This is a genomic window from Paenibacillus sp. JT31N7 (genome assembly GCF_059692095.1).
Genome location: NZ_JCAUAT010000001.1, coordinates 1954371 through 1979040, shown reverse-complemented (window position 1 = coordinate 1979040; position 24670 = coordinate 1954371). Strand labels below are relative to the sequence as shown.

Annotated in this window: 26 protein-coding genes; 21 read left to right on the top strand and 5 right to left on the bottom strand. The window is 55.6% G+C overall.

What is annotated here, in order from left to right; all coding sequences use genetic code 11:
* Positions 1 to 132 precede the first annotated feature (132 nt).
* The gene (locus AC58P5_RS08895) at positions 133 to 1032 is read right to left on the bottom strand and encodes a hypothetical protein (RefSeq protein ID WP_497385787.1); all 900 of its coding nucleotides are present in this window, start codon (positions 1030 to 1032) and stop codon (positions 133 to 135) included.
* 80 nt (positions 1033 to 1112) lie between these two features.
* On the opposite strand from AC58P5_RS08895, the gene AC58P5_RS08890 reads away from it, so the two are divergent.
* Positions 1113 to 1295, top strand: coding sequence for a DUF6199 family natural product biosynthesis protein (locus AC58P5_RS08890; RefSeq protein WP_497385786.1), 183 nt, complete (start codon positions 1113 to 1115; stop codon positions 1293 to 1295).
* A 699-nt stretch (positions 1296 to 1994) separates the two neighbouring features.
* On the opposite strand, the gene AC58P5_RS08885 is transcribed toward AC58P5_RS08890, so the two are convergent.
* On the bottom strand, positions 1995 to 2678 hold the full coding sequence (locus AC58P5_RS08885; protein ID WP_497385785.1) for an LrgB family protein: 684 nt from the start codon (positions 2676 to 2678) through the stop codon (positions 1995 to 1997).
* A complete protein-coding gene (locus AC58P5_RS08880; RefSeq protein ID WP_497385784.1) occupies positions 2675 to 3151 on the bottom strand; it encodes a CidA/LrgA family protein in 477 nt (158 codons plus the stop codon). The genes AC58P5_RS08885 and AC58P5_RS08880 overlap by 4 nt, the downstream gene beginning before the upstream one ends.
* A gap of 132 nt (positions 3152 to 3283) precedes the next feature.
* On the opposite strand from AC58P5_RS08880, the gene AC58P5_RS08875 reads away from it, so the two are divergent.
* The 6 genes from AC58P5_RS08875 to AC58P5_RS08850 all read left to right on the top strand — a co-directional run bounded on the left by AC58P5_RS08875 (position 3284) and on the right by AC58P5_RS08850 (position 8044).
* Entirely contained in the window at positions 3284 to 4177 is an 894-nt protein-coding gene (locus AC58P5_RS08875; protein ID WP_497385783.1) for a LysR family transcriptional regulator, read from the top strand.
* A 118-nt stretch (positions 4178 to 4295) separates the two neighbouring features.
* Positions 4296 to 5246: a magnesium/cobalt transporter CorA gene (gene corA, locus AC58P5_RS08870; RefSeq protein ID WP_497385782.1), complete on the top strand. Its 951-nt coding sequence runs from the start codon at positions 4296 to 4298 to the stop codon at positions 5244 to 5246.
* A 52-nt stretch (positions 5247 to 5298) separates the two neighbouring features.
* Positions 5299 to 6054 carry a class I SAM-dependent methyltransferase gene (locus tag AC58P5_RS08865; RefSeq protein WP_497385781.1) on the top strand — a complete coding sequence of 252 codons (756 nt, stop codon included), beginning with the start codon at positions 5299 to 5301 and terminating at the stop codon, positions 6052 to 6054.
* Complete coding sequence (locus AC58P5_RS08860; RefSeq protein ID WP_497385780.1) at positions 6051 to 7037, top strand: MBL fold metallo-hydrolase; 987 nt, start codon at positions 6051 to 6053, stop codon at positions 7035 to 7037. Before AC58P5_RS08865 ends, AC58P5_RS08860 begins: the two co-directional genes overlap by 4 nt.
* A 373-nt stretch (positions 7038 to 7410) precedes the next feature.
* Positions 7411 to 7611, top strand: coding sequence for a helix-turn-helix transcriptional regulator (locus AC58P5_RS08855; RefSeq protein ID WP_009672314.1), 201 nt, complete (start codon positions 7411 to 7413; stop codon positions 7609 to 7611).
* A 28-nt stretch (positions 7612 to 7639) separates the two neighbouring features.
* Positions 7640 to 8044: a hypothetical protein gene (locus tag AC58P5_RS08850; RefSeq protein WP_497385779.1), complete on the top strand. Its 405-nt coding sequence runs from the start codon at positions 7640 to 7642 to the stop codon at positions 8042 to 8044.
* A gap of 288 nt (positions 8045 to 8332) precedes the next feature.
* Here AC58P5_RS08850 and AC58P5_RS08845 read toward each other — a convergent pair whose 3' ends face one another.
* Positions 8333 to 8866 (bottom strand): phosphatidylglycerophosphatase A family protein, encoded by a 534-nt coding sequence (locus AC58P5_RS08845; protein ID WP_497385778.1) that lies wholly within the window; start codon positions 8864 to 8866, stop codon positions 8333 to 8335.
* A 306-nt stretch (positions 8867 to 9172) separates the two neighbouring features.
* On the opposite strand from AC58P5_RS08845, the gene AC58P5_RS08840 reads away from it, so the two are divergent.
* The 7 genes from AC58P5_RS08840 (at position 9173) to AC58P5_RS08810 (ending at position 15756) form a co-directional block, all read left to right on the top strand.
* On the top strand, positions 9173 to 10228 hold the full coding sequence (locus tag AC58P5_RS08840; protein ID WP_497385777.1) for a GerMN domain-containing protein: 1056 nt from the start codon (positions 9173 to 9175) through the stop codon (positions 10226 to 10228).
* A gap of 391 nt (positions 10229 to 10619) precedes the next feature.
* On the top strand, positions 10620 to 11369 hold the full coding sequence (gene rph, locus AC58P5_RS08835) for a ribonuclease PH (protein ID WP_497385776.1): 750 nt from the start codon (positions 10620 to 10622) through the stop codon (positions 11367 to 11369).
* A complete protein-coding gene (locus tag AC58P5_RS08830; RefSeq protein ID WP_497385775.1) occupies positions 11362 to 12090 on the top strand; it encodes a non-canonical purine NTP pyrophosphatase in 729 nt (242 codons plus the stop codon). Before rph ends, AC58P5_RS08830 begins: the two co-directional genes overlap by 8 nt.
* Positions 12091 to 12337: 247 nt before the next feature.
* A complete protein-coding gene (locus AC58P5_RS08825) occupies positions 12338 to 13234 on the top strand; it encodes an ABC transporter ATP-binding protein (RefSeq protein ID WP_497385774.1) in 897 nt (298 codons plus the stop codon).
* Positions 13235 to 13249: 15 nt separating this feature from the next.
* Complete coding sequence (locus AC58P5_RS08820) at positions 13250 to 14005, top strand: ABC transporter permease (protein WP_497385773.1); 756 nt, start codon at positions 13250 to 13252, stop codon at positions 14003 to 14005.
* Complete coding sequence (locus tag AC58P5_RS08815) at positions 14006 to 15157, top strand: sensor histidine kinase (RefSeq protein WP_497385772.1); 1152 nt, start codon at positions 14006 to 14008, stop codon at positions 15155 to 15157.
* Positions 15154 to 15756 (top strand): response regulator transcription factor, encoded by a 603-nt coding sequence (locus AC58P5_RS08810; protein WP_497385771.1) that lies wholly within the window; start codon positions 15154 to 15156, stop codon positions 15754 to 15756. Before AC58P5_RS08815 ends, AC58P5_RS08810 begins: the two co-directional genes overlap by 4 nt.
* 273 nt (positions 15757 to 16029) lie before the next feature.
* On the opposite strand, the gene asnB is transcribed toward AC58P5_RS08810, so the two are convergent.
* Positions 16030 to 17874, bottom strand: coding sequence for an asparagine synthase (glutamine-hydrolyzing) (asnB, locus tag AC58P5_RS08805; RefSeq protein WP_497385770.1), 1845 nt, complete (start codon positions 17872 to 17874; stop codon positions 16030 to 16032).
* Between the two features lie 241 nt (positions 17875 to 18115).
* Between asnB and AC58P5_RS08800 the strand changes: the two genes are divergently transcribed.
* The 7 genes from AC58P5_RS08800 (at position 18116) to AC58P5_RS08770 (ending at position 24560) form a co-directional block, all read left to right on the top strand.
* Positions 18116 to 18469, top strand: a complete 354-nt coding sequence (locus tag AC58P5_RS08800) for a hypothetical protein (RefSeq protein ID WP_413006777.1) — start codon at positions 18116 to 18118, stop codon at positions 18467 to 18469.
* Between the two features lie 159 nt (positions 18470 to 18628).
* Positions 18629 to 18742 (top strand): DUF4023 domain-containing protein, encoded by a 114-nt coding sequence (locus tag AC58P5_RS08795; RefSeq protein ID WP_016423522.1) that lies wholly within the window; start codon positions 18629 to 18631, stop codon positions 18740 to 18742.
* A gap of 89 nt (positions 18743 to 18831) precedes the next feature.
* Positions 18832 to 18960, top strand: coding sequence for a hypothetical protein (locus AC58P5_RS08790; RefSeq protein WP_497385769.1), 129 nt, complete (start codon positions 18832 to 18834; stop codon positions 18958 to 18960).
* Between the two features lie 295 nt (positions 18961 to 19255).
* Complete coding sequence (locus AC58P5_RS08785) at positions 19256 to 20455, top strand: ROK family transcriptional regulator (protein ID WP_497385768.1); 1200 nt, start codon at positions 19256 to 19258, stop codon at positions 20453 to 20455.
* A gap of 37 nt (positions 20456 to 20492) precedes the next feature.
* Positions 20493 to 21575 carry an extracellular solute-binding protein gene (locus AC58P5_RS08780; protein ID WP_497386051.1) on the top strand — a complete coding sequence of 361 codons (1083 nt, stop codon included), beginning with the start codon at positions 20493 to 20495 and terminating at the stop codon, positions 21573 to 21575.
* A gap of 143 nt (positions 21576 to 21718) precedes the next feature.
* Positions 21719 to 22801 carry an ABC transporter ATP-binding protein gene (locus AC58P5_RS08775; protein ID WP_497385767.1) on the top strand — a complete coding sequence of 361 codons (1083 nt, stop codon included), beginning with the start codon at positions 21719 to 21721 and terminating at the stop codon, positions 22799 to 22801.
* 52 nt (positions 22802 to 22853) lie between these two features.
* Complete coding sequence (locus tag AC58P5_RS08770; RefSeq protein ID WP_497386050.1) at positions 22854 to 24560, top strand: ABC transporter permease; 1707 nt, start codon at positions 22854 to 22856, stop codon at positions 24558 to 24560.
* Positions 24561 to 24670 lie beyond the last annotated feature (110 nt).

Here is a 24670-nt window from a genome sequence, read left to right as displayed (position 1 = left end):
GTTTGTTGATGGTTTATGATAAATTATTGATTTTAGAACGTTCCATTATAAAAGTTTTAACTAAAATATATTTTATAAGCGGGATCAATGGAAATAGGTTTCATTTCTCTAGCAGTGGAATGAATTTAGAATTTATAGATATTCTTTATCGTAAACACTGTACATGACAGGAATATTATTTGCAAGGGCTGACACAGTAATTTGAGCCAGCAGTGTTGATGTACCTGCTAATGCAGTGTAAGAAGTATTAACGGTTTTAAGTCCTCCCGAAGAGAACGCTCCACTTGACCAAAGCTTAGTTTGAGTATCATACCATAGTGCTACCCCATCTGATGGCCAGTTGTATGCTACAGAGTATTGGATTTGATTTACGGTTCTTTCTATTGGAATAGTATAAGGAATTTTTTGATTGTAATAAACCCAACCTTCAGCTGTACCAGCAGACAGTACAAAAGGAATAGAAGTAGATGTCGCTAAAACATGTTGTGAGTAAGTTGAAGCTAAGTTGGTATTGATTTTGCTTAGAGTTGGCGTTGTTACAGTTTTATTTTCTTGGATCGCTTTTTTTACACTTTCATTCTTTTTTAATTCATACAGAGCATTACTTAGAGGATCCGACTGAGCAACTATTGAGGGTTTTGAACTTTCCTCGTTTAAATTAACTAAGAGGCCTAGGTTAGTAGGTGAAGATGAAGGATGAAGTTCATTGTTTAAATTCAGCGAAAGATATTCATTGTTTTTGAAAATATTTACTATGTGGTTTACTCCTTTTATTTCTAGGTTACCTGAGAATTTATTCTCACCAATTTTTTTTGCCTTAATTTTTAAAGTTTCATCATAATATTCGAATTCGAAGCTAACCTCCTCAGGCGTTATTTGTACATTAGTAATTATTACTGAACCTTTCTCATCTAAACTTGTTTTGTCATATACCACAGCATGTTTAGTTACTTTGTCAGCAGAAGCAAATGAAAAAGACGGGGCGAGAAATAATGAAGCGCATAAGGTTAACACGATTGGATATTTTTTCATATAAATACCTCCTATATTTTGATAGTATTATGTTACAATAAAAGTATTAAAATGTAAATACAAAAAAAGGTGATGTTTCCATGTATTTAGGTATTCTGTTTTTGTTTATTGGAATTATAGGTGCCTTATTTCCTACAGTCACTTGGCTATTATCTAATTGGTGGAAATTTAACAAGGGTGAACCACATCCCTCAGCCCTACAAGTTTATAGGGTGATTGGAGTATTTTTATTGTTAGTTGGAATGTACTTGATGGTAAAATAATGATATTGATTTTATTCGATAGTTAAATAATTGGCTTTTGTCGGATTCGTATTCGTGCAAAGAGGTTGGGTAATCAAAAATGTTTGTCGGTTGGCAAAAAACTCTCATATTGACTCCAACCCTATATGGTATAGGGACCAAAATATCTCGTCAGTTTAAATAGCCAGTCGCCGACTAAATTCAAAAGGCGGTTGGCTGTTTGGTGTGGTAATAACAGGAAATTAAGTTTTAGTAATTCAAGAAATCTCGAATGATCTGTTTAACAAGTGCTGGAATTTTTTAGGTGGGTCTTTCAAGACAGATAGTTGCATGCTTTTTAGCGTGAAAAAAGAACAATTCCCTGGGGCAACGGGACGGACATCCTCGCTGCCAGTCATAAAGTAATCTCCCATTATTAATTCTAAAGTACTCATAAACACAACGCCTAGCCAAAGTCTATAAGAAAAGCATGTATCCCTCTCTGTAGCTGTACTGTTTACCAATATGCTCCTTTGTGGTTATCCATCTCGTATGAGAGAGGTTATTTTTATTCCACAGGCAGGGAGGCTGCTCGCCAAACGAACCTGACGTGCAGAAAGAGCTCCGGTCGGTATCCGGCATCCGCCGCCCGCGGGAAAAGCACCGCTGCCGGTCATCCGCCAGCCGCCGGAACAAAAACAGACCGCCTCCCGAAAGAAGCGGTCTGTAACCGCGCCAGCGTCACAGAAACGGCGCCATGATCGGCTGGATCAGCCCCAGCGAGAACAGCGCGGCCAGGATCATCGCCACGCTGGCGATGGCCCCCTCCTCGCTGCCGAGTTCGTGGGCCTTGCTCGTGCCGGCGCCGTGGGCGCCCATGCCGAGCAGCAGGCCCCGCGAGATGCCGCTGCGGATGCGCAGCGAGCGGATGACCAGCGGCCCGATCACCGAGCCGCAGATGCCCGTCACGACCACGAACACGGCCGTGATCGAAGGAATGCCGCCGAGCGAACGCGACACCTCCATGGCAATGGGAGTCGTGATGGAGCGCGGCGCCACGCTCTCGATCATCTGCGGGCTGGCGTGAATCCAGCCCGCAGGCAGCACCGACGTGACCACGGCGACGACGGAGCCGCACAGCACGCCCGCCACCAGCACTATGGCGTGCTTGCGGAGCAGCTTGAATTGCCGGTACAGCGGGATCGCGAAAGCCACGGTGGCGGGCTGGAGCAGATCCGTCAGCGGCTTCGTGCCGGCGTTGTAGGTTTCAGCCGGCGTACCGGTGAAGAAGAGACCCGCGATAAGCAGAACCGGCGCGACGACGAGCGGGGACAGGTAGGCTTTGCCCGTTTTCCGGTACAGCCGGTTGGCCGCCCAGAAGACGACGATGGTGATCAGCAGATACAGAAGTCCGGTTCCTGTCATAAGGACGCTTCCTCCTTCTTGTCTTTGCCAGTGCGTCCGCGTCCCAGAAACTCCGCCACGAGTCCCGTGCTGGCCATAACGAAGAACGTGCTGATAATAATAATGAGCAGGTACCGGCTCCCCGATACCGAGAACATTTCCTTATATTCCAAAATGCCGACGGCGGGCGGGACGAAGAAGAGCAGCAGCTTCGACAGCAGAAAGTCGGCGCCTTTCTCGATCCATTCCAGCCGGACCCAGCCGAAATGGAGGGCGGCGAAGACGATCAGAATGCCGACGATGCTTCCCGGCACGGGCAGATGCAGCCGTTCGGATACGAGTCGTCCCAGATAGGCGAACGCGATCAGCAGGCCGATCTGGCCGCAGGTGACGAGCGCGCGCCGGACGTGAACCGGGGCAAACCGATCCGGCGGCCAAACGAAACGTTGTTTTTTATGTGGACCGCTTAAAGGTGGTGCGGGTTGTTTGTTCATCGGGATAATCCCCTTCCATAATTTCGAGTATACGTAGGGGACAAGGATAGGTAAAATACATATATCGAATACTTTTCATTCCTTTTCTCTATGGAAGGGGAACCAATGCAGACGCACAAAGGAGACGATGGCATGGACGTTCGGCATCTGCACTATTTTCTGGAGACGGCTAAGCGCAGAAGCTTTACCAAAGCGGCGGAAGCTCTGCACGTCACTCAGCCCACCATCAGCAAAATGATCCGCATCCTGGAGGAGGAACTCGGTGTCGAGCTGTTTGACCGCACGGCCCGTCAGATTGTATTGACGGATGCGGGCGAAGCCGTCATGATCCAGGCGCAGCAGATTGTCCGCTCCCTGGAAAATCTCTCCGTCGATCTCGAGGATGTCACTTCCATGCGCAAGGGGCAGATCCGGATCGGCCTGCCGCCGATGACCGGGGCGCCTTTCTTCCCGGAACTGATCGCGGCCTTCCATAAGCTGTATCCCGGGATCGGAATCCGGCTGATCGAGGAAGGGGCCCGTACGGTCGAACGCGAAGTGGAGAGCGGGAGCCTCGATCTGGGCGTCGCGGTGCTTCCCGTCGATGCGGAGCGCTTCGAGATGTTCGCCTTCGTCAAGGAAGAGCTCCGGCTTGTCGTGCATCACGGGCACCGGCTCGCCCGCAGACAGACCGTCCGCCTAGCGGAGCTGAGCGGCGAGAAATTTCTTCTGTTCCGCGAAGGCTTCACCCTGCACGAGAGCATCCCCGCAGCCTGCATTCAGGCGGGCTTCAAGCCCGACATCATTTACGTAAGCTCCCAATGGGATTTTCTGAGCGGGATGGCGGAGGCGGGCCTGGGCGTCGCCCTGCTGCCCGAAACGATCTGCCGCAAGCTGAGTCCGGACAAAGTGGCGACGATCACCCTGGTTTCTCCGCGGATTCCGTGGCATCTTGTTATGATTTGGCGCAAAGAGGGTTACTTATCTTATGCCGCCCGTGAATGGCTCCGGTTTTCGAAGGAGTGGCTGTCCCGGCCGAACCGCTAAGGAGTCAAGGAGGCCGGCTCCAATCGCTTCCGCGCCAGGCACCGTTTTGTTTCCAGGCAAAACATGGTACGATATACCCAATGCTTTCACCCTGATTACGGACGAAATGAGGACCTTTATGATTCGCACGGTCGCCGTTACCCGCAGCGGAGAACTGGTCCTGGACCTGCCTTTGCAGGAGCTGGACGGAGATTCTATCGACTGGTACTGGGTAGACTTCAACAACCCGACTCACGAAGAAGCTTTGCTGCTCGACACCCATTTTCATTTTCATCCGCTTGCGGTTGAAGACTGCTTTCATCTGCTGCAGAGGCCGAAGCTGGACCACTATGAGGATGTCCATTTTTTCGTTCTGCACGCCATTCATCCCCAGACGCTGGAAGCCGACGAGGTCAATCTGTTCGTCACGCCCCGCTTCCTCGTTTCTTTTCACTTCACCGAGCTTAAAGAGATCAACGACGCCTGGCAGAAGCTTCAATCCGAACCGGACAACTGGAAAAGAGGCTCGTCCTTCGGCGCTTATCTCATTATGGACAAGCTTGTGGATGAATATTTTCCTTGTATACATATGCTGGAAGACGAAATGAACGATTTCGATTCCGACCAGAAAGGCACGTCCATTCACGCGCTTATGCGCGGCGTGTTCGACATCCGCTCCAAGCTGGCGCATCTGCGGCGGTCGATCATTCCCATGCGCGACCTGCTTTACCGGGTCGTCAATTCGGATAAGCTGCCCAACGTGCGCGAGCAGCAGGTTTATTACGCGGACATTTACGATCATCTGCTGAAGCTGGCGGAAATGATCGACTCGATCCGGGACACGACCGCGGACATGCGGGAAAATTTCATTTCATTGAATTCTTACCGGATGAATACCATTATGAAAACGCTGACTGTCATCACGACGATTTTTATGCCGCTGACGTTTCTCGCGGGAATTTACGGAATGAACTTTGACAACATGCCCGAACTTCACTGGCACTACGGTTATTTTATTATTCTTTTGATTATGTTCGGAATCGGGTTTGCCATGTATGTCTGGTTTAAGCGAAAAGGCTGGTTCGATTGAGAAGCGGCCGCTTATTTATAATCCGTACTAAAAAAGATCGGGAGGATGCGGCATGAAAGTAAAAAGCGCGTGGTACCGGGAAAGCTTCGGAAAAGACTACCTGCTGGTGTACAAACACCGCAATTTCGAAGGAGCTTACGCCGAAGTCAAACGGATGATGAACTGGCTTCATCTACCCGAAGGCGCCCGGGTGCTGGACCTGTGCTGCGGCATGGGCCGCCATTCGCTGGCGCTCGCCGATTTCGGCTATACGGTAACGGGGATCGACTTGTCGGATACCCTGCTTGAGGAAGCGCGGAGACAGGACCCGGAGGGCCGGGTAACCTGGCTGCACGGAGATATGCGGCGGGTTCCGATTGAGGAGCCTTTTCACGCCGTGGTCAATTTGTTCACTTCTTTCGGATATTTCGAGCAAGAGGAAGAAAACCGCCAGGTGTTGTCGGAAATCGCGCGGCTTCTGCGGCCGGACGGGAAATTTATTATTGATTATTTAAATCCCGCTTATGTCAAAAAGAACCTCGTCCCCCATTCTAGCCGCGAGGAGAACGGCCTTTTTATAGAAGAGACACGCTCCATCGAGAACGGATATGTCCGCAAACAAATTTGCATCACGGATGAACAGGACGGCCCGCGGCATTATTCGGAACAGGTGTGCCTGTACAGCTGCGAGGCTTTTGTCGATATGCTGTACGGTGCGGGCTTGCGGGTCGACCGGATCTACGGCAGCTATGACGGAAAGGATTACGACCGGGAGTCTTCTCCCCGGATGATTTTTGTCGGAGGAAGGGAAGGAGAAAGCCTGCAATGAGTCATTCAACAACGGTCATCGCTTTACGGGAGGGGCTTTGGCAAATCAAAGTCCCTCTGCCTTTTCCCCTGCGATGGGTCAACAGTTATCTGCTTCGGGAGCCGGACGGGAGCCTGACGGTGATCGATCCGGGCCTGCGCACGGAAGCCGCGGAGGCGCTGTGGAACGAAGCGCTGACGGGGCTCGGCTTCGGGTACGACCGCATCGCGCAGGTCGTACTGACCCACCACCATCCCGACCACTACGGGATGGCGGGCTGGTTCCAGGAGCGCACGGGCGCGCCGGTTTACCTGTCGGAAACCGGCATCGGTCAGGTGCGGCTCCTGTGGGGTCCCGGTCAGCCGATGACGGAGAGGCTGACCGGGCTTTTCGCGCGGCACGGCATGGACGCCGCGCTGTGCGGGGAGCTGGCCAAGCATATGGACAGCTTCGTCCCGCACGTTTCCCCGCAGCCGCAGCTGACCGCGCTGCGGGCGGGAGACCGCCTGCGTCTGGGCGGCGCGGCGTACGAAGCGATAGAGACGCCCGGACACGCGGCCGGGCATCTGTGCTTCTACGACGCGCAGACGCGGGAGATGTTCTGCGGCGATCATGTGCTGCCGCAAATTTCGCCGAACGTGAGCTTCATGCCGGGCGTCGAAGAAGACCCGCTGGGCGCGTACATGGGCAGCCTGCGGGAGATCAGCCGGGTGCCGGTCAAGATGGCGTACCCGGGCCACCGGTCGCCCTTCGCTGCCTTCGGCGAGCGGGCGGAAGAGCTGATCCGCCATCACGAGGAGCGGCTTGCGCTCATGGCGGACAAGCTGCGCGAGCCGATGACGGCTTACGCGCTCTGCCGCGATACGTTCGGCGACCGGCTTACGCTGCATCAGCTCCGCTTCGCCATGGCGGAGACGATCGCGCATACGGTGCGGCTTGCGATTGCAGGCCGGGTGGCTGAAAGCGAGAGGGAAGGGACCATCGTGTACCAGTCGCGGTTTTGAGAGCGGTCACCCATCCCTCGCGTTTTCTCGCGCGGTTCAAGCTTAGCGGTGCGATGCTTCGTGAAACTTCTTAACGATGGGGCTGATCGCGGACGGCGCCTGTGCCGTACAGGCTCGTTTCTGTTTTCGCGGGTAAACCTCGAATCGCAGGCATTTCCTCTTCTCAGGCTTCCAGTGCCCGATAAACAACATACGACGGACTCTCGGGTAAGAGGGTCCGTTTTTCTATGCATCGCAAAAGGAGGGGCTCCCAGCTGAGAAATCTGCACCATCAGGATGCCGCCCTATTGGCTTAATGTAAAAAACATTTGACATCCAAAACGCTTCTTGATTACAATCAGGATGTAAAAACATTTTGACATTGGAGTTTGCTATGGAAAATCGGATTCATGAGCTGCGCAAACGAATCAGGCTGTCTCAGGAAGATCTCGCCAAAGCGTGCGGCGTGTCCAGACAGACCATTAACGCCATTGAAAACAACAAGTACGATCCGAGTCTCCAACTGGCCTTTCATCTGGCCCGGACGCTGGGCGTCACGGTGGATGACTTGTTCCAGGCAGACAAAGACACGTAACACAGCAGCATACAAGGAGGCGGAAACTGTGACCGGACGGAAAACAGCGAAGCAGCGGCTCATTGCTGCTGGTTTCGGACTTACCTCACTGGTTGTCATCGGATTTACGCTTAAAAAGTGCTGGTCCGGAGAAGCGGTCGGAACCAGCGAATTAACGAGCATAGCGGCTGCCCTGGCAGCCATGTTCGGAGCTCTGACCTGGGGAAGCAAGGAGGACGGGGAAGGCATTACACAGGAGGAAGAGATGGGCAGGCACATTACCTTCGTCAGTGCCAGAGCGGCCTATTTTATTATGCTGGCGGCCGCGCTGCTCGTTTGTATGGTGGAAAAACTGGCTTTCGGCCGGGATAACATGGGGGTGCTGATTTTACTCGGACTCGGCATCGTACTTCTTCCCGCGGCGGAATATATCGTGGCCCGGAAATACCGGTAACCGGATACGGCGCTGATGCTGCCTATATACGAGAAACCGATCAGGAAGAAAGTCGTAACCATCTTGTGCTAAACAACAAAAAGGGAACTGCCATGTCGGCGGTTCCCTTTTTGTTGTTTTCTATCATTCAAAGCGTATCTTGCGGAAGCCGGACCCAAAACACCTGACGGACCCGTTGGCCATCCTGTCCTCTCAGGCGCAAACTTACCGCTTTTTTCGGCGGCCCGCAGTTTCCAGCGCGCCGTGTTGGCGCCGGACCGCGGCAAACACATCCGCTTTTAAGAAAGGCTACTCTCCGCTCCCCGGAGCGTCGCCTTTCTTTTCGGCTTCCGACTGCTTGCGGTGGGCAATGCGGGAGCTTGCGGCAGCGGCGATGGCGCCGACGATATCGTCGAGAAACGTATGTTTTTCGTAGGTGCTTTTATCGTTGAGCTTTTTCAGGATGCCCGGTTTCAGCTTGTCGATGTAGCCGAAATTCGTAAATCCGATGCTGCCGTAGACGTTCACGATCGACAGGGCGAGGATTTCGTCGCAGCCATACAAGCCTTCGTCATGCTGAATCATCTCCTGCAGAGGGGAGATCAGCTTGCCTTCTTCCGCAAGCATGTCCAATTGAATGCCGGTGAGGACGGCGTTTTGTACTTCCCTTTTGGCAAGGACGGATTCTACGCTCGCCAGACACTGCTCCAGCGTCAGCGATTCGAAATAATCTTTTTGCAGAAAATAGGTCAGTTCGGCAATCTGAGACGTTTGAACGCCTCTTTTTTCAAGCAGTTCGCGTGTAGCCGAAGCTACTTTTTCACTATCCAGGGAATATTTCACGATGGGCTTCTCCTCCGTTGTCAAATGAAAGCAGATACTCTAGTATACCCTTATTTTAGGAAAGAGTATCGCTTTAGTGCGGATTTGTCCTCCCGAAAGGAGGGCGGGAATGGAACAAGCAAGGAAATTGTCCCGTTTTTTCGGACAACTCGGGCATAAAGTAGGCAGGCTCCCTGTATACATAGGAATACGAAGGACAAACGTCATCCGGACCGGCAGGAAACTCCCGAAAGCTGACGCTGCCGGCGGCGGGTCCGGGCCGTACCGGACCTTTGCGCAAGCACATACGAACAGGAGGGGATGGAATTGAGAAAAGTACGCTGGCTTCAGGCGGCTGCCATGACAGGAGCGATCGCGATTCTCGGGACGGGATGCAGTTTGTGGGGGGCAGAGTCCAAACCGATCGACGCTCCGCCGCCCGGTACCGAAACCGCGATGGAGACGGGAACCGGTACGGGCGGAACCGGAGCGGACGCGGGCGCCAAAACGTCGCAAACCGCCAAAATGACCGTCTATGCGAAAGACCCCAAAGGCTTTGTCGTTCCGGTCAGTCTGGATTTGCCGAAGACACAGTCGGTGGCGAAAACCACGCTGGAATATATGGTGGCCAAAGGCCCGGGCGAAAGCCAGCTTCCCGCGGGGTTTGCCTCTCTTCTGCCCGAAGGGACTACGCTGACGGTGGATATAAAGGATAAACTGGCCACGGTCAATTTCAACCAGGCCTTCAAAAAATACGATGCCAAAGAAGAACGCAAAATTATGGAGGGGATCACCTGGGCCATGACCGGTTTTTCAACTGTCGAGCAGGTAAAGATTAAAATAAACGGGCAGGAGCTCAAGGAAATGCCGGTGGCCCGCACGCCGCTGGACGAACCGCTCTCACGCAAAATCGGCATCAACCTGGAGAAACAGGAAGGGGTCGATTACGGCCAGTCCACGCCGGTCACGCTTTACTTCACGAATGCAACGGCGCAAAACGGCAAATATTATGTACCGGTTACACGCCTGGTAAAAAGGACGGATGACGTCGCCAAGGCGGTCATGGACGAACTTTTGAAAGGCCCCAACATGTCGAAGGGCCTGCAGCCGGTATTAAACGCTTCCGCCAAGGTGCTGGATGTGAAGAAAACGTCGGACACGGTGCTGACGGTAAATTTCTCCGAGCAGCTTCTGGATGAGAACAAAAAAGCGCCTGCGGACGGGCTCCAGTCGGTTATTTTGTCCCTGACGGAAAATACGAACGCCGCCAAAGTCCAAATTACGGTGAACGGCAGCGCGAAGGTGGAAACCTCCGATTCCCAGACCTACAGCCAGCCCGTATCGCGGCCGCTTCATTTGAACGCGAACCCGGAAAAGCTGTAAGAAGGGCTCCGGACGGGATTTGAGCATCCGCCATGCCGTGTAGTGCCGAAACATAGGTCCGGGATTCAAGCGTATGGACAGACGGGCAAGCGGGTTGTCCGCCAGTCTCACCGTAGGCTGGCGGACCATCGTCATGTGGCGCCCAAGCACCACGCGCTGGGAGCCTCGCGCTTGGGAGCAAGCGCCGTGCAAGGCTGGAAGGCCGTTTTTTCAGCAGAGTCCCGCGGGAGGGACGACGGCAAGGCAGGATTGCCGGAGCTTACGGCGGTTTTCAGGGAGAGGAGAGCTCTCCCTTTTTTCGTCGAAATTCGCGGCGCTTTTGCTCGGCTCCTTTGTTTGATACAATAGGAAGGATAGAAATGGATGCTATGATCGTACAGGAGGATACAGAATGCGAGCCGATGGAAGACAGAATGACCAGCTAAGACCGATGAAAATTACGCCGCACTATATCAAACATGCCGAAGGTTCGGTTCTAATAGAAGTCGGGGAGACGAAAGTCATTTGTACCGCAACCGTGGAAGAGCGGGTTCCTCCCTTTATGAAAGGCCAGGGCAAAGGCTGGGTAACCGCCGAGTATTCGATGCTCCCGCGCGCTACCCAGGTCCGCAACCAGAGAGAAGCGGCCAGAGGGAAGCTCGGCGGCCGCACGATGGAAATCCAGCGGCTGATCGGGCGCGCGCTGCGCTCCGTCGTTAACCTGGAAGCGCTCGGAGAGCGTTCCGTGACACTCGACTGCGATGTGATCCAGGCGGACGGAGGGACGAGAACGACTTCCATCACGGGAGCCTTTGTCGCGATGGCGCTTGCCATGGAGAAGCTGGTGGCCAGCGGCAAGCTGAGCAAGCTGCCGATCACGGATTACCTCGCTTCCGTCAGCGTCGGAATCGTAAACGGCAAGCCTCTGCTGGACCTGATGTACACGGAGGATTCTCAGGCGCACGTAGATATGAACGTGGTCATGACCGGAACCGGGAAGTTCGTGGAGGTACAGGGGACGGGAGAAGAGGCGCCTTTCTCGCGCGAGGAGCTGAACTCCTTGCTGGCCTTGGCCGAGGGCGGCATCCACACGATGATCGAGGAGCAGAAAAAAGCGCTCGGACGCGTAAGCGGCCTGATCGGAGCAGGTGTCCGTGCCTGATCTCGCCGTCTCCGGCGTCGTGGTGATCGCGACGCGCAACAAGGGCAAAGTACGCGAGTTTGCCCACTATTTCGCCCGCTTCGGCAAGGAAGTGCGCAGCCTCGACGATTTCGACGATATGCCCGAAATCGTCGAGGACGGCGCGACCTTCGCGGCGAATGCCCGGATCAAGGCGTCGGCGATTGCAGGCAGGCTGAACCTGCCGGTACTGGCCGACGACTCCGGGCTGTGCGTCGACGCGCTCGGCGGCGATCCGGGCGTATACTCCGCCCGGTATGCCGGCGAGCACGCCGCCGACGCGGAGAACAACGCCAAGCTGCTGCGCGAGCTTGGCGCGGTCTCGGCCGCGGCCGGTCGGCCCGGGCCCGGCGCTGCCAGGCAGGCGGCGGACAGCGGCGCCGCGCGGGCGCCAAGCCTCCCGGACGGCCTGGAGGCCGCGGACGCGGCTGCGCCGCAGGTGCTCAGCACCGCGCGCTTCGTTTGCGCGCTGGCGCTGGTCGACCCGCTCCGCGGGGACACACTCGAGGCCGAGGGGACCTGCGAGGGTGTCATTATCGCGGAGCCGCGTGGCACGGACGGGTTCGGCTACGACCCGCTGTTTTATCTGCCTGAGCGCGGACGGACGATGGCGGAGCTGCCGCTCGAAGAGAAAAACGCCATCAGCCACCGGGCCGCAGCGCTCGAGCAGTTTTTCGAGCGCCACTCCGGCCGCTTGACTTAACCGAATAGATAACGTGCCCCCGTATGGGCACGAACCAAACCGGTTTCCGATCCGTTTCGGAACCGGTTTTTTCGTTGTTTCACGGGTCATAACGGCCCGGCGGGCGAAGATGACAATTGTCACCCGGAAAAGGTTACGGTTGTGGGTAGGGAGGAAATCCGCCGCACGGTATGATGAATTCAGGTTAAGAGCTTAACGAAATGATGAAACGGAAAGCCCACATACAACAAAAGGAGCTGAATCCCCTGTGACAACAGCTATCGAATTGGTGCAGGTTACGAAACAATTTAAAGGCAAGAAGGCGGTTGACGGTTTAACGCTGACCGTGGAACAAGGGACGGTGCTCGCGCTGCTCGGTCCCAACGGGGCGGGCAAGACGACCACGATTTCGATGATTCTGGGCCTGCAGGAGCCTACGAGCGGAACCGTCAAGCTGCTGGGAGGCCATCCGAAAGACCAGCGGGTGAGGAACCGGATCGGAGCCATGCTCCAGGATGTCAGCGTGATCGACAATCTGAAGGTATCGGAAACGATCGACCTGTTCCGCCATTATTACGAGAACCCGCTCTCGCTGGAGCAGCTTCTGCTTATCTCGGGTCTGGAAGCCGAGCGCAGCAAGATGGCTTCGGCTCTCTCCGGCGGCCAGCAGCGCAGATTGGGCTTCGCGATGGCCGCGGCGGGAGACCCGGAAATTATTTTCCTGGACGAACCGACAGTCGGCATGGACGTGACATCCCGGCAGTTGTTCTGGGATACGATCCGCGCCATGGCCGCAAGAGGAAAGACTGTCGTCCTGACGACTCATTATCTGGAGGAAGCGGATCATTTGGCCGACAGAGTCGTCGTAATTAATAACGGCAGACTGGTTGCGGACGGGACGCCGAGCGAGATTAAGGCGGAAACGACGGGGAGAATCATTTCATTTACGGCAGGCGCAGGGGTTACGCACGAGCTGCTCCGTGCGATGCCGGGAGTCAGCGATATCAAGTGGAACGGGCGGCGCGTCGAATTGCACGGACCGGACACGGACCGGCTGCTCACCGTGCTGATCGACAAGCGTGTCGATATGAAAGATATCGAAGTGCGAAGCGGCGGACTGGAAGACGCCTTCCAGACTTTGATCCAAAATACGAATGAGAGCTGAGGAGAGATAACGAGTATGAATGCGACGATTCTGAAAGCGACTATGGCCCAGTGCCGCGCGGAGCTGCTGCGCACCTTCCGCAACAAACGGTTTATTTTCTTTTCGATAGTCATGCCCGTGGCCTTTTATTTTCTGTTTACGAGTACGATGGGAAGCGATACGAAGATCGGCAGTGTGGACTGGACATCCTATTATCTCATGTCCATGACGGTGTACGGCGTTATCGGCGCCAGCTTGACCTCCTTTGCCCAGCGGATTTCGAGGGAGCGCACCCAGGGCTGGGTTCGCCTGCTCAGCATCACCCCGCTGCCTTCCTGGTCTTACATGGTGTCGAAGGTAGCGGCCCAGGGTGTCATCAATCTGTTTATCATTCTGATGATGTTTATCATCGGGGGAATCGGCAAGCAAGTTGATCTGCCGGCTGCCGTATGGATCGAAAGCTTTCTCTGGATCTGGATCGGCGGTTTCTCGTTCATGGCGCTCGGTACGCTGCTCGGTTCCATGCGCAACCCCGATGTGGTTCAGGTGCTGACGATGATTCTGTATATGGGGCTCTCCGTTCTCGGCGGTTTATGGTTCCCGACCGCGACCATGTCCGGCACCCTTCAGACGATCGCCAAGTTCACCCCGACCTACCGGTTGGGACAGGGCGCCTGGAATTTGATCGGAGGGGGTTCGATCGATTGGACGGGCGTGCTTATTCTGGCTGCGTACGTTCTCGTATTTGTGTTATTATCTTCCTATATCATCAAGAGACAGGAAGCGGTTTAAATGTTTCGTCGGCAACCGGCACGGCCCCGCGAGGGGCCCCCTTTTATTTTTACGATTATCTGGCTGGTGTATCTGATCTTTCCGGTCGTTTCGGTTTTGCAGCTTCCTTTCCCGGAGAAATGGCTGGGTTCGGGGCTGCTCATCGCGTTTGTGGGAGCTTATTTGACTTCTTTTAACCGGGCGGCGGGAAGATACTGGTTTATTCTTTTTCAGACCCTTGTTATCGGTTTTCTGGCGATCCGGTACAACGAGAATTTTATTTACCTGGCGTTTTACCCGTCCCCGGTTATCGGGATGCTGCGGAGCGTCAGGCAGATGGCGGCCGCGATAGCGGGTTTGTTTCTGATGTTCGTGGCGGTAGGCTGGAGCTATAAGCTGATGAGCGACATCGACATGTTTTTGCAGCTCCTTCCGGCTCTTGTCATTATTCTGATCATGCCGGTGGCGATGCGCATCGGACGCAGGTCGAAGGAACTCCGGGGCAAACTTCAATTGGCTAACGAAGAAATCGCCCGTCTGTCCAAGATCGAGGAACGTCAGCGGATATCCCGCGATTTGCACGACACGCTCGGACATACGTTGTCGCTTATCACGCTTAAGGGCGAACTGGCCGAGAAAATGATCCCTAAAAATCCGGAGAAAGCGGTCCGGGAAGTAAAGGATATCCAAACGACCTCGCGGGCGGCGCTGAAACAGGTGCGCGAGCTTGTATCGGATATGAACATGGTGACGATCCGGGAAGAGTTCGACCGGGCCAAGCAAATTCTTGCGGCGGGCGGCATTGTGCTGGAACTGAAGGCCGGAGAAAGCGTCGAGGGCGAAGCTCCCCCGCTGATCGGCAACATTCTCGGCATGTGCCTGCGGGAAGCGGTGACGAACGTCGTCAAGCACAGCAAAGCGAAGGTGTGTGCCGTGGAGTGGGCCTCCGATGAAGAGGGGTATAGGCTGATTGTGTCGGATAACGGCGTCGGCTTCGACAGGGACGAAAGGCAGCCGGATTTGGGTACGAACGGGCTCAGAGGCATGAAAGAACGGCTTAAGCTGGTGGACGGGACCTGCTCGTTCGAATCGGCGGGCGGCCGGGGCACCCGGGTCGTTTTTACGATCCCTAAAGTTACAAAAAACGGAGAAAAGGAGGCGGGCGGCGAATGAAGGTCATTGTCGCGGAAGATCAGGGCATGCTGCGGGGAGCGCTGAGCGCCCTGCTTGATTTGGAGGACGATATCGAAGTGGTCGGCCAGGCGGCGGACGGTGCGGAAGCGCTGGAGATGATCCGTACGCTCCGGCCGGATCTTTGCATCATGGATATTGAAATGCCGAAAATGTCGGGCCTCGATGTAGCTGAGGCGCTCCAAAAAAGCAAGGACCCGTGCGGAGTCGTCATGTTGACGACCTTTTCCCGATCCGGCTATTTTCAGCGGGCCATGCGTGCGGGAGCGCGCGGCTTCCTGCTCAAAGATTCGCCGGTCGGCGAGCTTGCGGCCGCGCTCCGCGATGTGCAGGCGGGCAGGCGCGCGGTCAGCCCGGAGCTGGCGCTCACGTTCTGGGAGGCGGAAAATCCGCTGACGGACCGGGAACGCGAGGTGCTCAAACTGGCCAGAGAGGGACTGTCTTCGGGGGAGATTGCGTCGCGGCTGTTTCTTTCGGGCGGCACGGTCCGCAATTACTTGTCGGAGGCGATCCAGAAACTGGAGGCCAAGAACCGGATCGACGCCATTGCCGCGGCGGAGAAGAACGGCTGGCTCGATTAAGCTGGAGATTCGGCGCCGGACCGGGAGTACGGACTCAGAATGCGGACACGAAGGCGTGGTCCGGCAACGGCTGCGGCAGAGGCACAGGAAGAGAAAGTGGAACAGATACGGAAACTCCGAACTTCGGGTGAAAAGTGCAAAACCTCCAGTGCCATTGAGACGGCGGGCTGGAGGTTTTTTCGATGCTCCCGGGATCACTCGCAAACCGGTGTGCGTGTAAACAGACGTACGCGTAGACGTGCATAGACGTGCATAGAGTTGCGGGAAAGATCCTTAACGGATCGAAACCTTGTATTCGCGGAGCCACGTGTCCACCTGGATCAGATACGCGAACATTTGCGGGCCGGACATGAGCTGGCCGAACCAGGGAAACTCGGTCGATTCGGCTCCCGGTGCCGCCATGGCGCGCAGCGTTTTGGCATCCACAAAAGGAAGAAGCGGTGACGACGGATCGCTTAAAATTTCAAGCGCCTGCTGTTTGACCGCGAACGCATAATTCGGGTTGTGCGTCTTGGGATAGGGACTTTTTTTGCGGGTCAGCACATCCTCCGGCAGTACGCCTGCGAGCGCCTTCCGCAGGATACCTTTCTCACGGTCACCCGCCGTTTTGATGTCCCAAGGGATGTTCCACACGTATTCCACGAGCCGGTGGTCGCAGAAGGGAACCCGGACTTCGAGCCCTACGGCCATGCTCATCCGGTCTTTGCGGTCAAGCAGGGTCGGCATGAAGCGGGTAATGTTCAGGTAGGACATTTCCCGCATCCGGTTCTGCTCCCGCGTTTCCCCCGCCTGACGGGGCACCTCGGCCAGCGCCTGCTCGTAGCGGCTGCGGACATAGGCCTCGGGCTTAATCCAGTCGGCAAAATCGCGGGCCAGTATGCCGACACGCTGAGGCAGCGAAAGCGACCACGGAAACGTGTTCGCATTGAGGGCGTCTTCCCGGTGGAACCAGGGGTAGCCGCCGAAGATCTCGTCGGCCGCTTCGCCGGAAAGCGCCACGGTGGCGCCTTTCTTGATTTCGCGGCAGAACAGGTACAGCGAGCCGTCGATGTCGGCCATTCCGGGCGTGTCGCGGGCGAGTACGACGGTGCGGAGCGATTCGACGAGTTCGGGCGTGTCGAACTCGATGTAATGGTGCTCCGTGCCGAGATACCCCGTCATCCGCTTGATCCACGGGGCGTCGGAGTTGGGCTGGAACGCGTTTTCCTTGAAGTTCTTGTCATTGTCGGCATAATCGACGGAGTACGTATCCAGCACGCCGCTGCCGCTGTCCCGGTAATGGTTGGCGGCGAGTGTCGTCAGCGCGCTGGAATCCAGCCCGCCCGAAAGCAGGGTGCAGACCGGGACGTCCGAAACGAGCTGGCGGCGGGCGGTGTCGGCCAGGAGCTCGCGGATATGGAGTGCCGTTTCCTCCACATTTTCTGTGTGGGGCCGGTTTTCCAGCTTCCAGTAAGGACGGATCGTCAGCCCGCTGCGGTCGTAAACCATAAAATGGCCCGGCTTCAGTTCGGCCAGGTTGCGGTAAATGCCGTGCCCGGGCGTGCGCGCGGGCCCGACGGCGAAAATCTCGGCAAGCCCTTCGGCGCCTACCTCGGTTTTAATATCCGGATGGGCCAGAATGGCCTTCGGCTCCGAGCCGAACAGGAAGGTGCCGTCCGTGTGGCTGTAGAAGAGAGGCTTGACGCCGAGGCGGTCCCGGGCCAGAAACAGGGACTGCTCCTGTTCGTTCCAGGCCGCGAACGCGAAAATGCCGTTCAGCCGCTCCAGGCAGCTTCGGCCCCATTCGACGAATGCGGCCAGCAGAACTTCGGTATCGCAGGAGGTTGTGAACCGGTGTCCCCGGTGTTCCAGCTCACTGCGCAGTTCGGGAGCGTTATACAATTCCCCGTTGTATACGATGGAGTACGTCCGGTCTCCGTCCTTGCGGATCATGGGCTGAGCGCCGTTAAGCGGGTCCATGACACTCAGCCGCCTGTGCCCCAGGGCGCAGTGGCCGGATATCCACGTGCCGGAAGCGTCAGGACCGCGGTGGACCAAGGTTTCCGTCATATTTTCGAGAATGGATGAAGATGTGGTCAGATCTTTGCGCCAGTCTATCCATCCTGTAATTCCGCACATGATATTCACCCTTTCGAAATACGTTCTAAGCGAGCCTTTCGAGAAGACTGCCGAATGCGATGATTAAAAGGTATGCGGCGCCGGGAGCGAAAATGTCTGTCCACCCCGGAAGGTCCGGAAGAACTGGAAGGGCAAAATCGGTTTTGTTTCCAGAAAAATTTTGTTACAATAGAATCCGGTAGAAGAAAACTCCCCCTGCAAGCGCTATCGGGGAAATCATGCTAAAGGTGGACTGTTATTGATGAAACGTAAATACGCCAGGGCGCAAATCGATTATTTGGCGGCCAAAGAACAATTTCTCGCAGCCAGCCAGCAGGCTGACAAGAAACTGAACGACATGAGACAAGACGGTGCGGAAATCGGTCAGAAAGAAATGGAAGACGCGATTGAACGCAGCGGTTTCCATAAAGCTTTCAATGAGCTTCGCCAGGCTGAGAACCGTCTGATCGAGTGGAGCCATTTCACGATCAAGAACGAAGGCGAGTTCAAAGAAAACAAAGCGGCTTTCGAGAAGCTTTACAGCGAAGTGAAAATGAAGCCGGAAGCGCGCGCGGTTCTGGTTGATATGGCCATGAGACTGGAAGCGGAAGCTTAAGATTTCCTGAACGGACAAGCACTTATACGTATAGAGAACCGAGGGAGCGCCGGCTGGTGCTCTTTTTCTTTTTTTCGCGGGACTCGGCATGCTTCCCCCCAAAGCCCGGACATACTAAGACGGCTTCACGAAACTTATTTCTCGGGGAGGCTTGCGGAGATGGACAGTCATTTCATCAGCAAACTGCATGACACTCAGCGTAAAGACGAACGCAACCGGAGGACGCAAGGCAAAAACCGCCCGGAAAAACGGCTCCCGAACAAACAGCACTGAGCCGTGCCGCTTTAAGTATTCCGGTGCACAGTCCGCATGCGGCCGAAGCCGGAGAACGAAAAATCGACAACCGGGCGGGGGTGATGAACATGGCGAAGGTTTCGAAAGCGACCAAAGGCAAAAAGTACGAAGTCAACGCGGAATTTGCCGAGGAGATGGAGGCCAAAAACGTCAAGCATGCGGCCCAGAACAATCCCAGCCACGGGACGGAGAAGTAAGCGTAGGGAAGACGGAAGCCCGCTGCGGCTGCAGCGGGCTTTTTGATGCGGACGCATAAGGAGGCCGGGAGGCCAATAAACTGAAGGGAAGAAATAAACGCTTATTAGTTATGAAAAGCTATAAAAAGTTATGAAAAATTAGGATAAGGTATGAAATTATCAATAATAACGTCATTATTTATTATTTTCTATGAGTAATTTCACATTTAATTGTTGACATCATGTAAACGTATACATATACTTGATTTAATTAGTTTGTTAGTCATTTTAACTAAGTAAGGTGGTGATCGGGCTTTTGATCGGCAAGGGGAAAACGGGAAATACGAAATTTGTGAAGCAAATGAACCGGGAAGGCATTTTGTACCAGCTGCGCCAGCATCCCCGTTTGTCGAGAGCCGAATTGTCGGTCCGGACGAAGCTGAGCAGACCCTGCGTCTCCTCACTCGTGGACGAAATGATCCATGAAGGGCTTATTCATGAAGTGGGAACCGGGGAGTCGAAGGGCGGGCGTAAGCCGATTCTCCTTGAATATAACGTGCAGGCGTACACGGTCGTCGGGGCCGTTTTTGAAGGCAGTGAGCTGGAAATGGCCATTGCCGATATGAAAGGCGAGCTGCTGCATCATGTGCATACCCGCCTGGAGCAGCCGGTTGACGGCGATTCCGCTCTGGAAGCGCTCAAGACTAACCTGGATACGCTGCTTGAGAAAAGCGGGTTCGGCCGCGACCGCGTTATCGGGATCGGCGTCGGCCTGCCGGGTATTACACAGAAGCGCAGCGGCACCGTCAGCTACGCGCCGAGCACGGGTTGGATGAACCTGCCGGTCGGGAAGGAAATCGAAGAACGGCTCGGCATTCCCGTTATTCTCGACAATGACGTCAATATGATGACGATGGGCGAATTTTACGGCGGCGCCGGATCGGGAGTTTCCAGCCTTGTCTATATGTATGTGGGAACCGGGATCGGGGCCGGCATTATCATCGACAAGCAGTTTTACAGAGGCAGCAAGGAAGCTGCCGGCGAAATCGGCTATATGCTTATCGGCGGCGACCGGCTCCGCAGACAAGGGGAGTTCGGCGTTTTCGAGAAAAACTACTCCGTTACCGGCATCTGCGACAAAGCGAAGGCGGCCGGCCTGGCCGTCGACCCGGGGCGCAGCATTCTGCGGCAGCTGGGCGAACAGGCGGATCAGGGAAGCCGCCAGGCCCGGACGCTGCTCGAGGATGTTTACACGCATTGGGCGTCCGGGATTGCCAACACCGTCAGCGTGCTGGACCCGGAGCTGCTCATCCTGAGCGGCGAAATGGTCCATCTGAGCGAAAGCGGCCTGGCCCGAATCCGCGAGCTGCTTGCGCAGTGGGTGCCGGTGCTGCCGGATATTGAGCTGGCGGGCCTGCGGGAACGGGCAGGTTTGCTAGGGGCCGTTCACAGTGTGCTGGAAGCGTTTCCGTCCGCCCAGCCGGCAAGATCCGCCGGATCTGCCGGCGCGGATTAAACGATACAATCTAGAACTAGGGGGAGTACAAGTGAAAATGAAGATGACCAAATGGACCAGTTTGACTCTTATCGCGGCAATGGCCGTCGGCCTTTCGGCCTGCGGCGGCGGTGACGACGGCGCGAAGAAGGGTGCCGAAGGCGCTGGCGGCGGAGCCGCTTCCGGTTCCCAGAAGCTTGTGATCTATACCGCCCGCGACAAGAACGTGGTAGACGAGATTTTGCCGAGATTCAAAGAGAAGAATCCGGGCATCGACGTGGAAGTCATGACGATGGGCGCCCAGCAGGTTCTGGAGCGTATCCGCGGCGAGAAATCGAATCCCCAGGCGGACTTCTGGTGGGGAGGCACACAGTCCTCTTTCATAACCGGAGCCGAGGAAGGCCTGCTCGAGACGTATAAGCCGACCTTCGCGGATAACGTCGCGGCCGAGAACAAAGACGCCCAGGACCGCTGGTACGGCGAAATGCTACTGCCCGAAGTGATCATGTACAACTCCCAGGCGCTGAAGAAAGAAGACGCTCCGAAGGACTGGGATGAGCTGCTTGACGCGAAATATAAAGATAAGCTTCTGATCCGCGGCGTTATGGCGTCCGGTACGATGCGCACGATCTACTCCTCGATGATTTACCGCCAGGACTCTGCGAACCCGCAGAAAGGGTATGACTGGCTCAAGAAGCTGGATGCGAACACGAAGGAATACACACAGGATCCGACCAACCTGTATCTGAAAATGGCTCGTCAGGAAGGCACGCTTTCCCTCTGGAACCTCCAGGATATCCTGATTCAGAAGGAAATGAAGAAACAGCCGTTCGATTTCATTTATCCGTCCAGCGGCGCGCCGATCCTCGTAGACGGCGTAGGCATTGTCAAAGGCGCCAAAAACATGGACGCCGCCAAGAAATTTTACGAGTTCCTATTCGATAAAGAAGAACTGAAGAAAAAAGCGGAAAAATTGTTCCAGATCCCGACCCGGACGGACATCAATAAGGATGAATTCCCGGCTTGGCTCAAAGGAATCGAAACGAAACCGCTGCAGCTCGACTGGAAAGTACTGGCCTCCAAAGAAAAAGAGTGGATGCAGTACTGGGATGAAAACATCAAGGGCAAAGGCAAGAAATAAAGCCCGAAGCCTGACAGATCCGGGTGGGGGAAGCCCCATCCGGGCCCGTTTAGGCCGGGCATATCATACGATTTGAGCCTTTGTGCCGGCGGGAGAGACGTACGGATAGGCAGGGAAGTTTTACTTTTTAGGAGGGATTCCACTTGATAGAAGTCAAGCTCGATAAAGTCAGCAAGCAGTTTAACGGCGCCCGCGGCGTTGAAAACGTAGATATCCACATCCAGCCGGGCGAATTCTTCACGTTTCTCGGACCGAGCGGCTGCGGCAAAACGACGACGCTCCGCATGATTGCCGGTTTCTACTACCCGACGGAGGGGCGCATTATGTTCGGCGAGAACAACGTAACCTACACGCCTCCGAACAAACGCAACACCGGGATGGTGTTTCAGAATTACGCCTTGTTTCCGCACATGACCGTGTTCGAGAATATTGCTTTCGGTCTCCAAGTCCGCAAACAGTCCAAGGCGGAAATTAAGGAGAAGGTGACGCGCGCCCAGAAGCTCGTCCACCTGGACGGATACGGCGACCGCAGAATCGACCAGCTGTCCGGCGGGCAGCAGCAGCGTGTGGCACTGGCCCGCGCCTTGGTGATCGAACCGAATATTCTCCTGCTTGACGAGCCGCTGTCGAACCTCGACGCGAAGCTGAGGGAAGAGACGCGGCTGGAAATTAAGCGCTTACAGCTGGAGCTCGGCATTACGACGATTTATGTCACGCACGACCAGGCTGAGGCTATGTCCATGTCCGATCGGATCATGGTCATGAAAGACGGCATCGTACAGCAGATCGGCACCCCGCACGACATTTACAACCGTCCCGTCAACCGGTTCGTCGCTTCCTTCATCGGGGAGGCGAATCTGTGGGAAGGGACCGTGGAGCGCCTGGAAGGCGACACGGTGTACGTCCGCACTTCGTCCGACGTGCTGATTGCCGGATTTGCCGCCAACGCTTCGCCCGAGTGCCGGTTGGCACAGGGCAGCAAGGTGACGGTTTCGGTCCGTCCGGAATCGATCCGCGAAGCCGCGGCGTCGGAGAGAGGCCAGGAGAATATTCTGGCCGGCAAAGTGCTGATGTCGGAATTTACGGGCGTGAGCGTCAATTACGTCGCACAGGTCGGCACACTTCCGATTAAAGCGATGTTCATCGGCCCCGGCCAGCGCATGCGTCACCGCGATGAGGATATCGCTTTTGCCGTCCCGAAGGAAAGCGTCTATTTCGTAGAATAAGGAGGGTGCGCCCGTGCAGACGAACAAACCGCAAGCCAAACAGCGGCCGGCCATCCGTCCGAACAGCCGATGGACCACGATCACGACGTCGCCTTACTTCGTCTATGTGCTCATCGCGCCGTTGTTTCTGATTTTGCTTGCCTATGTCATTTATCCGTTTTTTCAGACGTTTTTACAGAGTGTGAAGCTGGAAGGGGCTTTTTCGTTCAAAAATTACGCCCGCTTCTTCAGTCTTGATCATACATCGAATCTGGAAGCGCTGTGGAACAGCGTCTACATTTCCGTACTCAGCGTTATCACATGCGGCATCGTCGGTGTCGCGATGGCGTTCCTGCTGGAGCGCTACGAGTTTCCGGGACGCAAAATTTTGTCCGTCCTCGCGATCGTACCGATGGCGCTTCCGCCGCTGATCGGGGTGCTGTCCTTCTCGTTCCTGTACGGGGATAGCGGGATTATCCCGCGGGCGCTGCAGAAGCTGTTTGCCCTGGATCACGCGCCGCTTGCGCTTAAGGGCATCTGGGGAGTCATCGTCGTCCATACGTTCACGATGTACACCTACTTCTATATGACGGCGTCCACCGCCATCAGAGGTCTGGACCCGTCGCTGGAAGAAGCGGCGGCCAATCTGGGCGCCGGACGGCTGCTCATCTGGCGCAGAGTCATTCTTCCGATGCTTACGCCGGCCATCATCGCGGCTTCGCTGCTCGTCTTCATGATCTCGATGGCGTCCTATACGGCGCCGCTCGTGTTCGGGATCGACCGGACGCTCACCATGCAGATTTACTTGTCCCGCACGAACGGGGACCTGGACATGGCGGCGACCCAATCGACCCTGCTGTCGGTCGTGTCCATCCTGTTCCTGATTATGATGCGCTGGTACCAGAACGCGCGGAACTATCAGAACATGAGCAAAGGCGTCAGTGTCCACCGGACCGAGGTGAAAAGCAAGGCGGGCAAGTACACGGCGATGGTGCTGTCCTTTATCGCCACCCTTGTGCTGATGCTGCCGATTCTCGTCATTATCCTGCTGTCCTTCTCGGAAGACAGTACATGGACGGTTCAGGTCCTTCCGCCGGAGTACACGCTCCAGCACTTTAAAGACCTGTTTACCGATCCGAAAACGTGGCGCCCGATCGCCAACAGCTTCAAGATGAGCTTCGTGGCGACCATCGGCAACCTGCTCTTCGGCGTTGCGGCGGCTTATGCCATCGTGCGGATGAAATTCAAGGGCAAAACGCTGCTCGACATCCTGATCATGCTGCCATGGGCCCTGCCGGGTACGGTCGTAGCCGTCAACCTGATCACCGCCTTCAGCGAACCGAACGTATTCTCGTTCAACCAGGTTCTGATCGGCAGCTTCTGGATTTTACCGCTCGCTTATTTCGTCCGCCATCTGCCGCTGATCTTCCGGTCGACATCCTCGACCCTGATGCAGATGGACAGCTCGGTAGAAGAAGCGGCGCGTAACCTTGGAGCTTCCTGGTGGTACAGCTTCCGGCGTATTGTCTTCCCGATGGCCCTGAGCGGTATTCTCGCGGGAACGCTGCTGGCCATGGTGGAAGGCCTCGGCGAGTTCGTAGCGTCGATCCTCCTGTACACGAATAACACGACACCTATGTCGGTTGAAATTTTCCAGCGCATGTACGCGTTCGAATTCGGTACGGCATGCGCCTACGGAGTCTTGCAGATTGTCATGATCATTCTCGTTCTTTTCGTTTCCAGGAAGCTGACCGGCGGCAACGCCGGGTCCGCTATCTGACCCGAGCTACGGTTCATTATCGTAAGGTCGCGGCCGTTCCCCCGCGGAACGCCGCGTCCGCCGCGATTTTGATAAAGGCAGGGAGTCATGCAGGATTCCTGCCGCCACTT

Coding starts and splice junctions, on each gene's coding strand:
- AC58P5_RS08885 (WP_497385785.1), bottom strand. CDS start 2,678: ATGACAGGAACCGGACTTCTGTATCTGCTGATCACCATCGTCGTCTTC.
- corA (WP_497385782.1), top strand. CDS start 4,296: ATGATTCGCACGGTCGCCGTTACCCGCAGCGGAGAACTGGTCCTGGAC.
- AC58P5_RS08875 (WP_497385783.1), top strand. CDS start 3,284: ATGGACGTTCGGCATCTGCACTATTTTCTGGAGACGGCTAAGCGCAGA.
- AC58P5_RS08860 (WP_497385780.1), top strand. CDS start 6,051: ATGAGTCATTCAACAACGGTCATCGCTTTACGGGAGGGGCTTTGGCAA.
- AC58P5_RS08795 (WP_016423522.1), top strand. CDS start 18,629: ATGGACAGTCATTTCATCAGCAAACTGCATGACACTCAGCGTAAAGAC.
- AC58P5_RS08790 (WP_497385769.1), top strand. CDS start 18,832: ATGGCGAAGGTTTCGAAAGCGACCAAAGGCAAAAAGTACGAAGTCAAC.
- AC58P5_RS08880 (WP_497385784.1), bottom strand. CDS start 3,151: ATGAACAAACAACCCGCACCACCTTTAAGCGGTCCACATAAAAAACAA.
- AC58P5_RS08800 (WP_413006777.1), top strand. CDS start 18,116: ATGAAACGTAAATACGCCAGGGCGCAAATCGATTATTTGGCGGCCAAA.
- AC58P5_RS08855 (WP_009672314.1), top strand. CDS start 7,411: ATGGAAAATCGGATTCATGAGCTGCGCAAACGAATCAGGCTGTCTCAG.
- asnB (WP_497385770.1), bottom strand. CDS start 17,874: ATGTGCGGAATTACAGGATGGATAGACTGGCGCAAAGATCTGACCACA.
- AC58P5_RS08865 (WP_497385781.1), top strand. CDS start 5,299: ATGAAAGTAAAAAGCGCGTGGTACCGGGAAAGCTTCGGAAAAGACTAC.
- AC58P5_RS08810 (WP_497385771.1), top strand. CDS start 15,154: ATGAAGGTCATTGTCGCGGAAGATCAGGGCATGCTGCGGGGAGCGCTG.
- AC58P5_RS08890 (WP_497385786.1), top strand. CDS start 1,113: ATGTATTTAGGTATTCTGTTTTTGTTTATTGGAATTATAGGTGCCTTA.
- AC58P5_RS08780 (WP_497386051.1), top strand. CDS start 20,493: ATGAAGATGACCAAATGGACCAGTTTGACTCTTATCGCGGCAATGGCC.
- AC58P5_RS08815 (WP_497385772.1), top strand. CDS start 14,006: ATGTTTCGTCGGCAACCGGCACGGCCCCGCGAGGGGCCCCCTTTTATT.
- rph (WP_497385776.1), top strand. CDS start 10,620: ATGCGAGCCGATGGAAGACAGAATGACCAGCTAAGACCGATGAAAATT.
- AC58P5_RS08820 (WP_497385773.1), top strand. CDS start 13,250: ATGAATGCGACGATTCTGAAAGCGACTATGGCCCAGTGCCGCGCGGAG.
- AC58P5_RS08895 (WP_497385787.1), bottom strand. CDS start 1,032: ATGAAAAAATATCCAATCGTGTTAACCTTATGCGCTTCATTATTTCTC.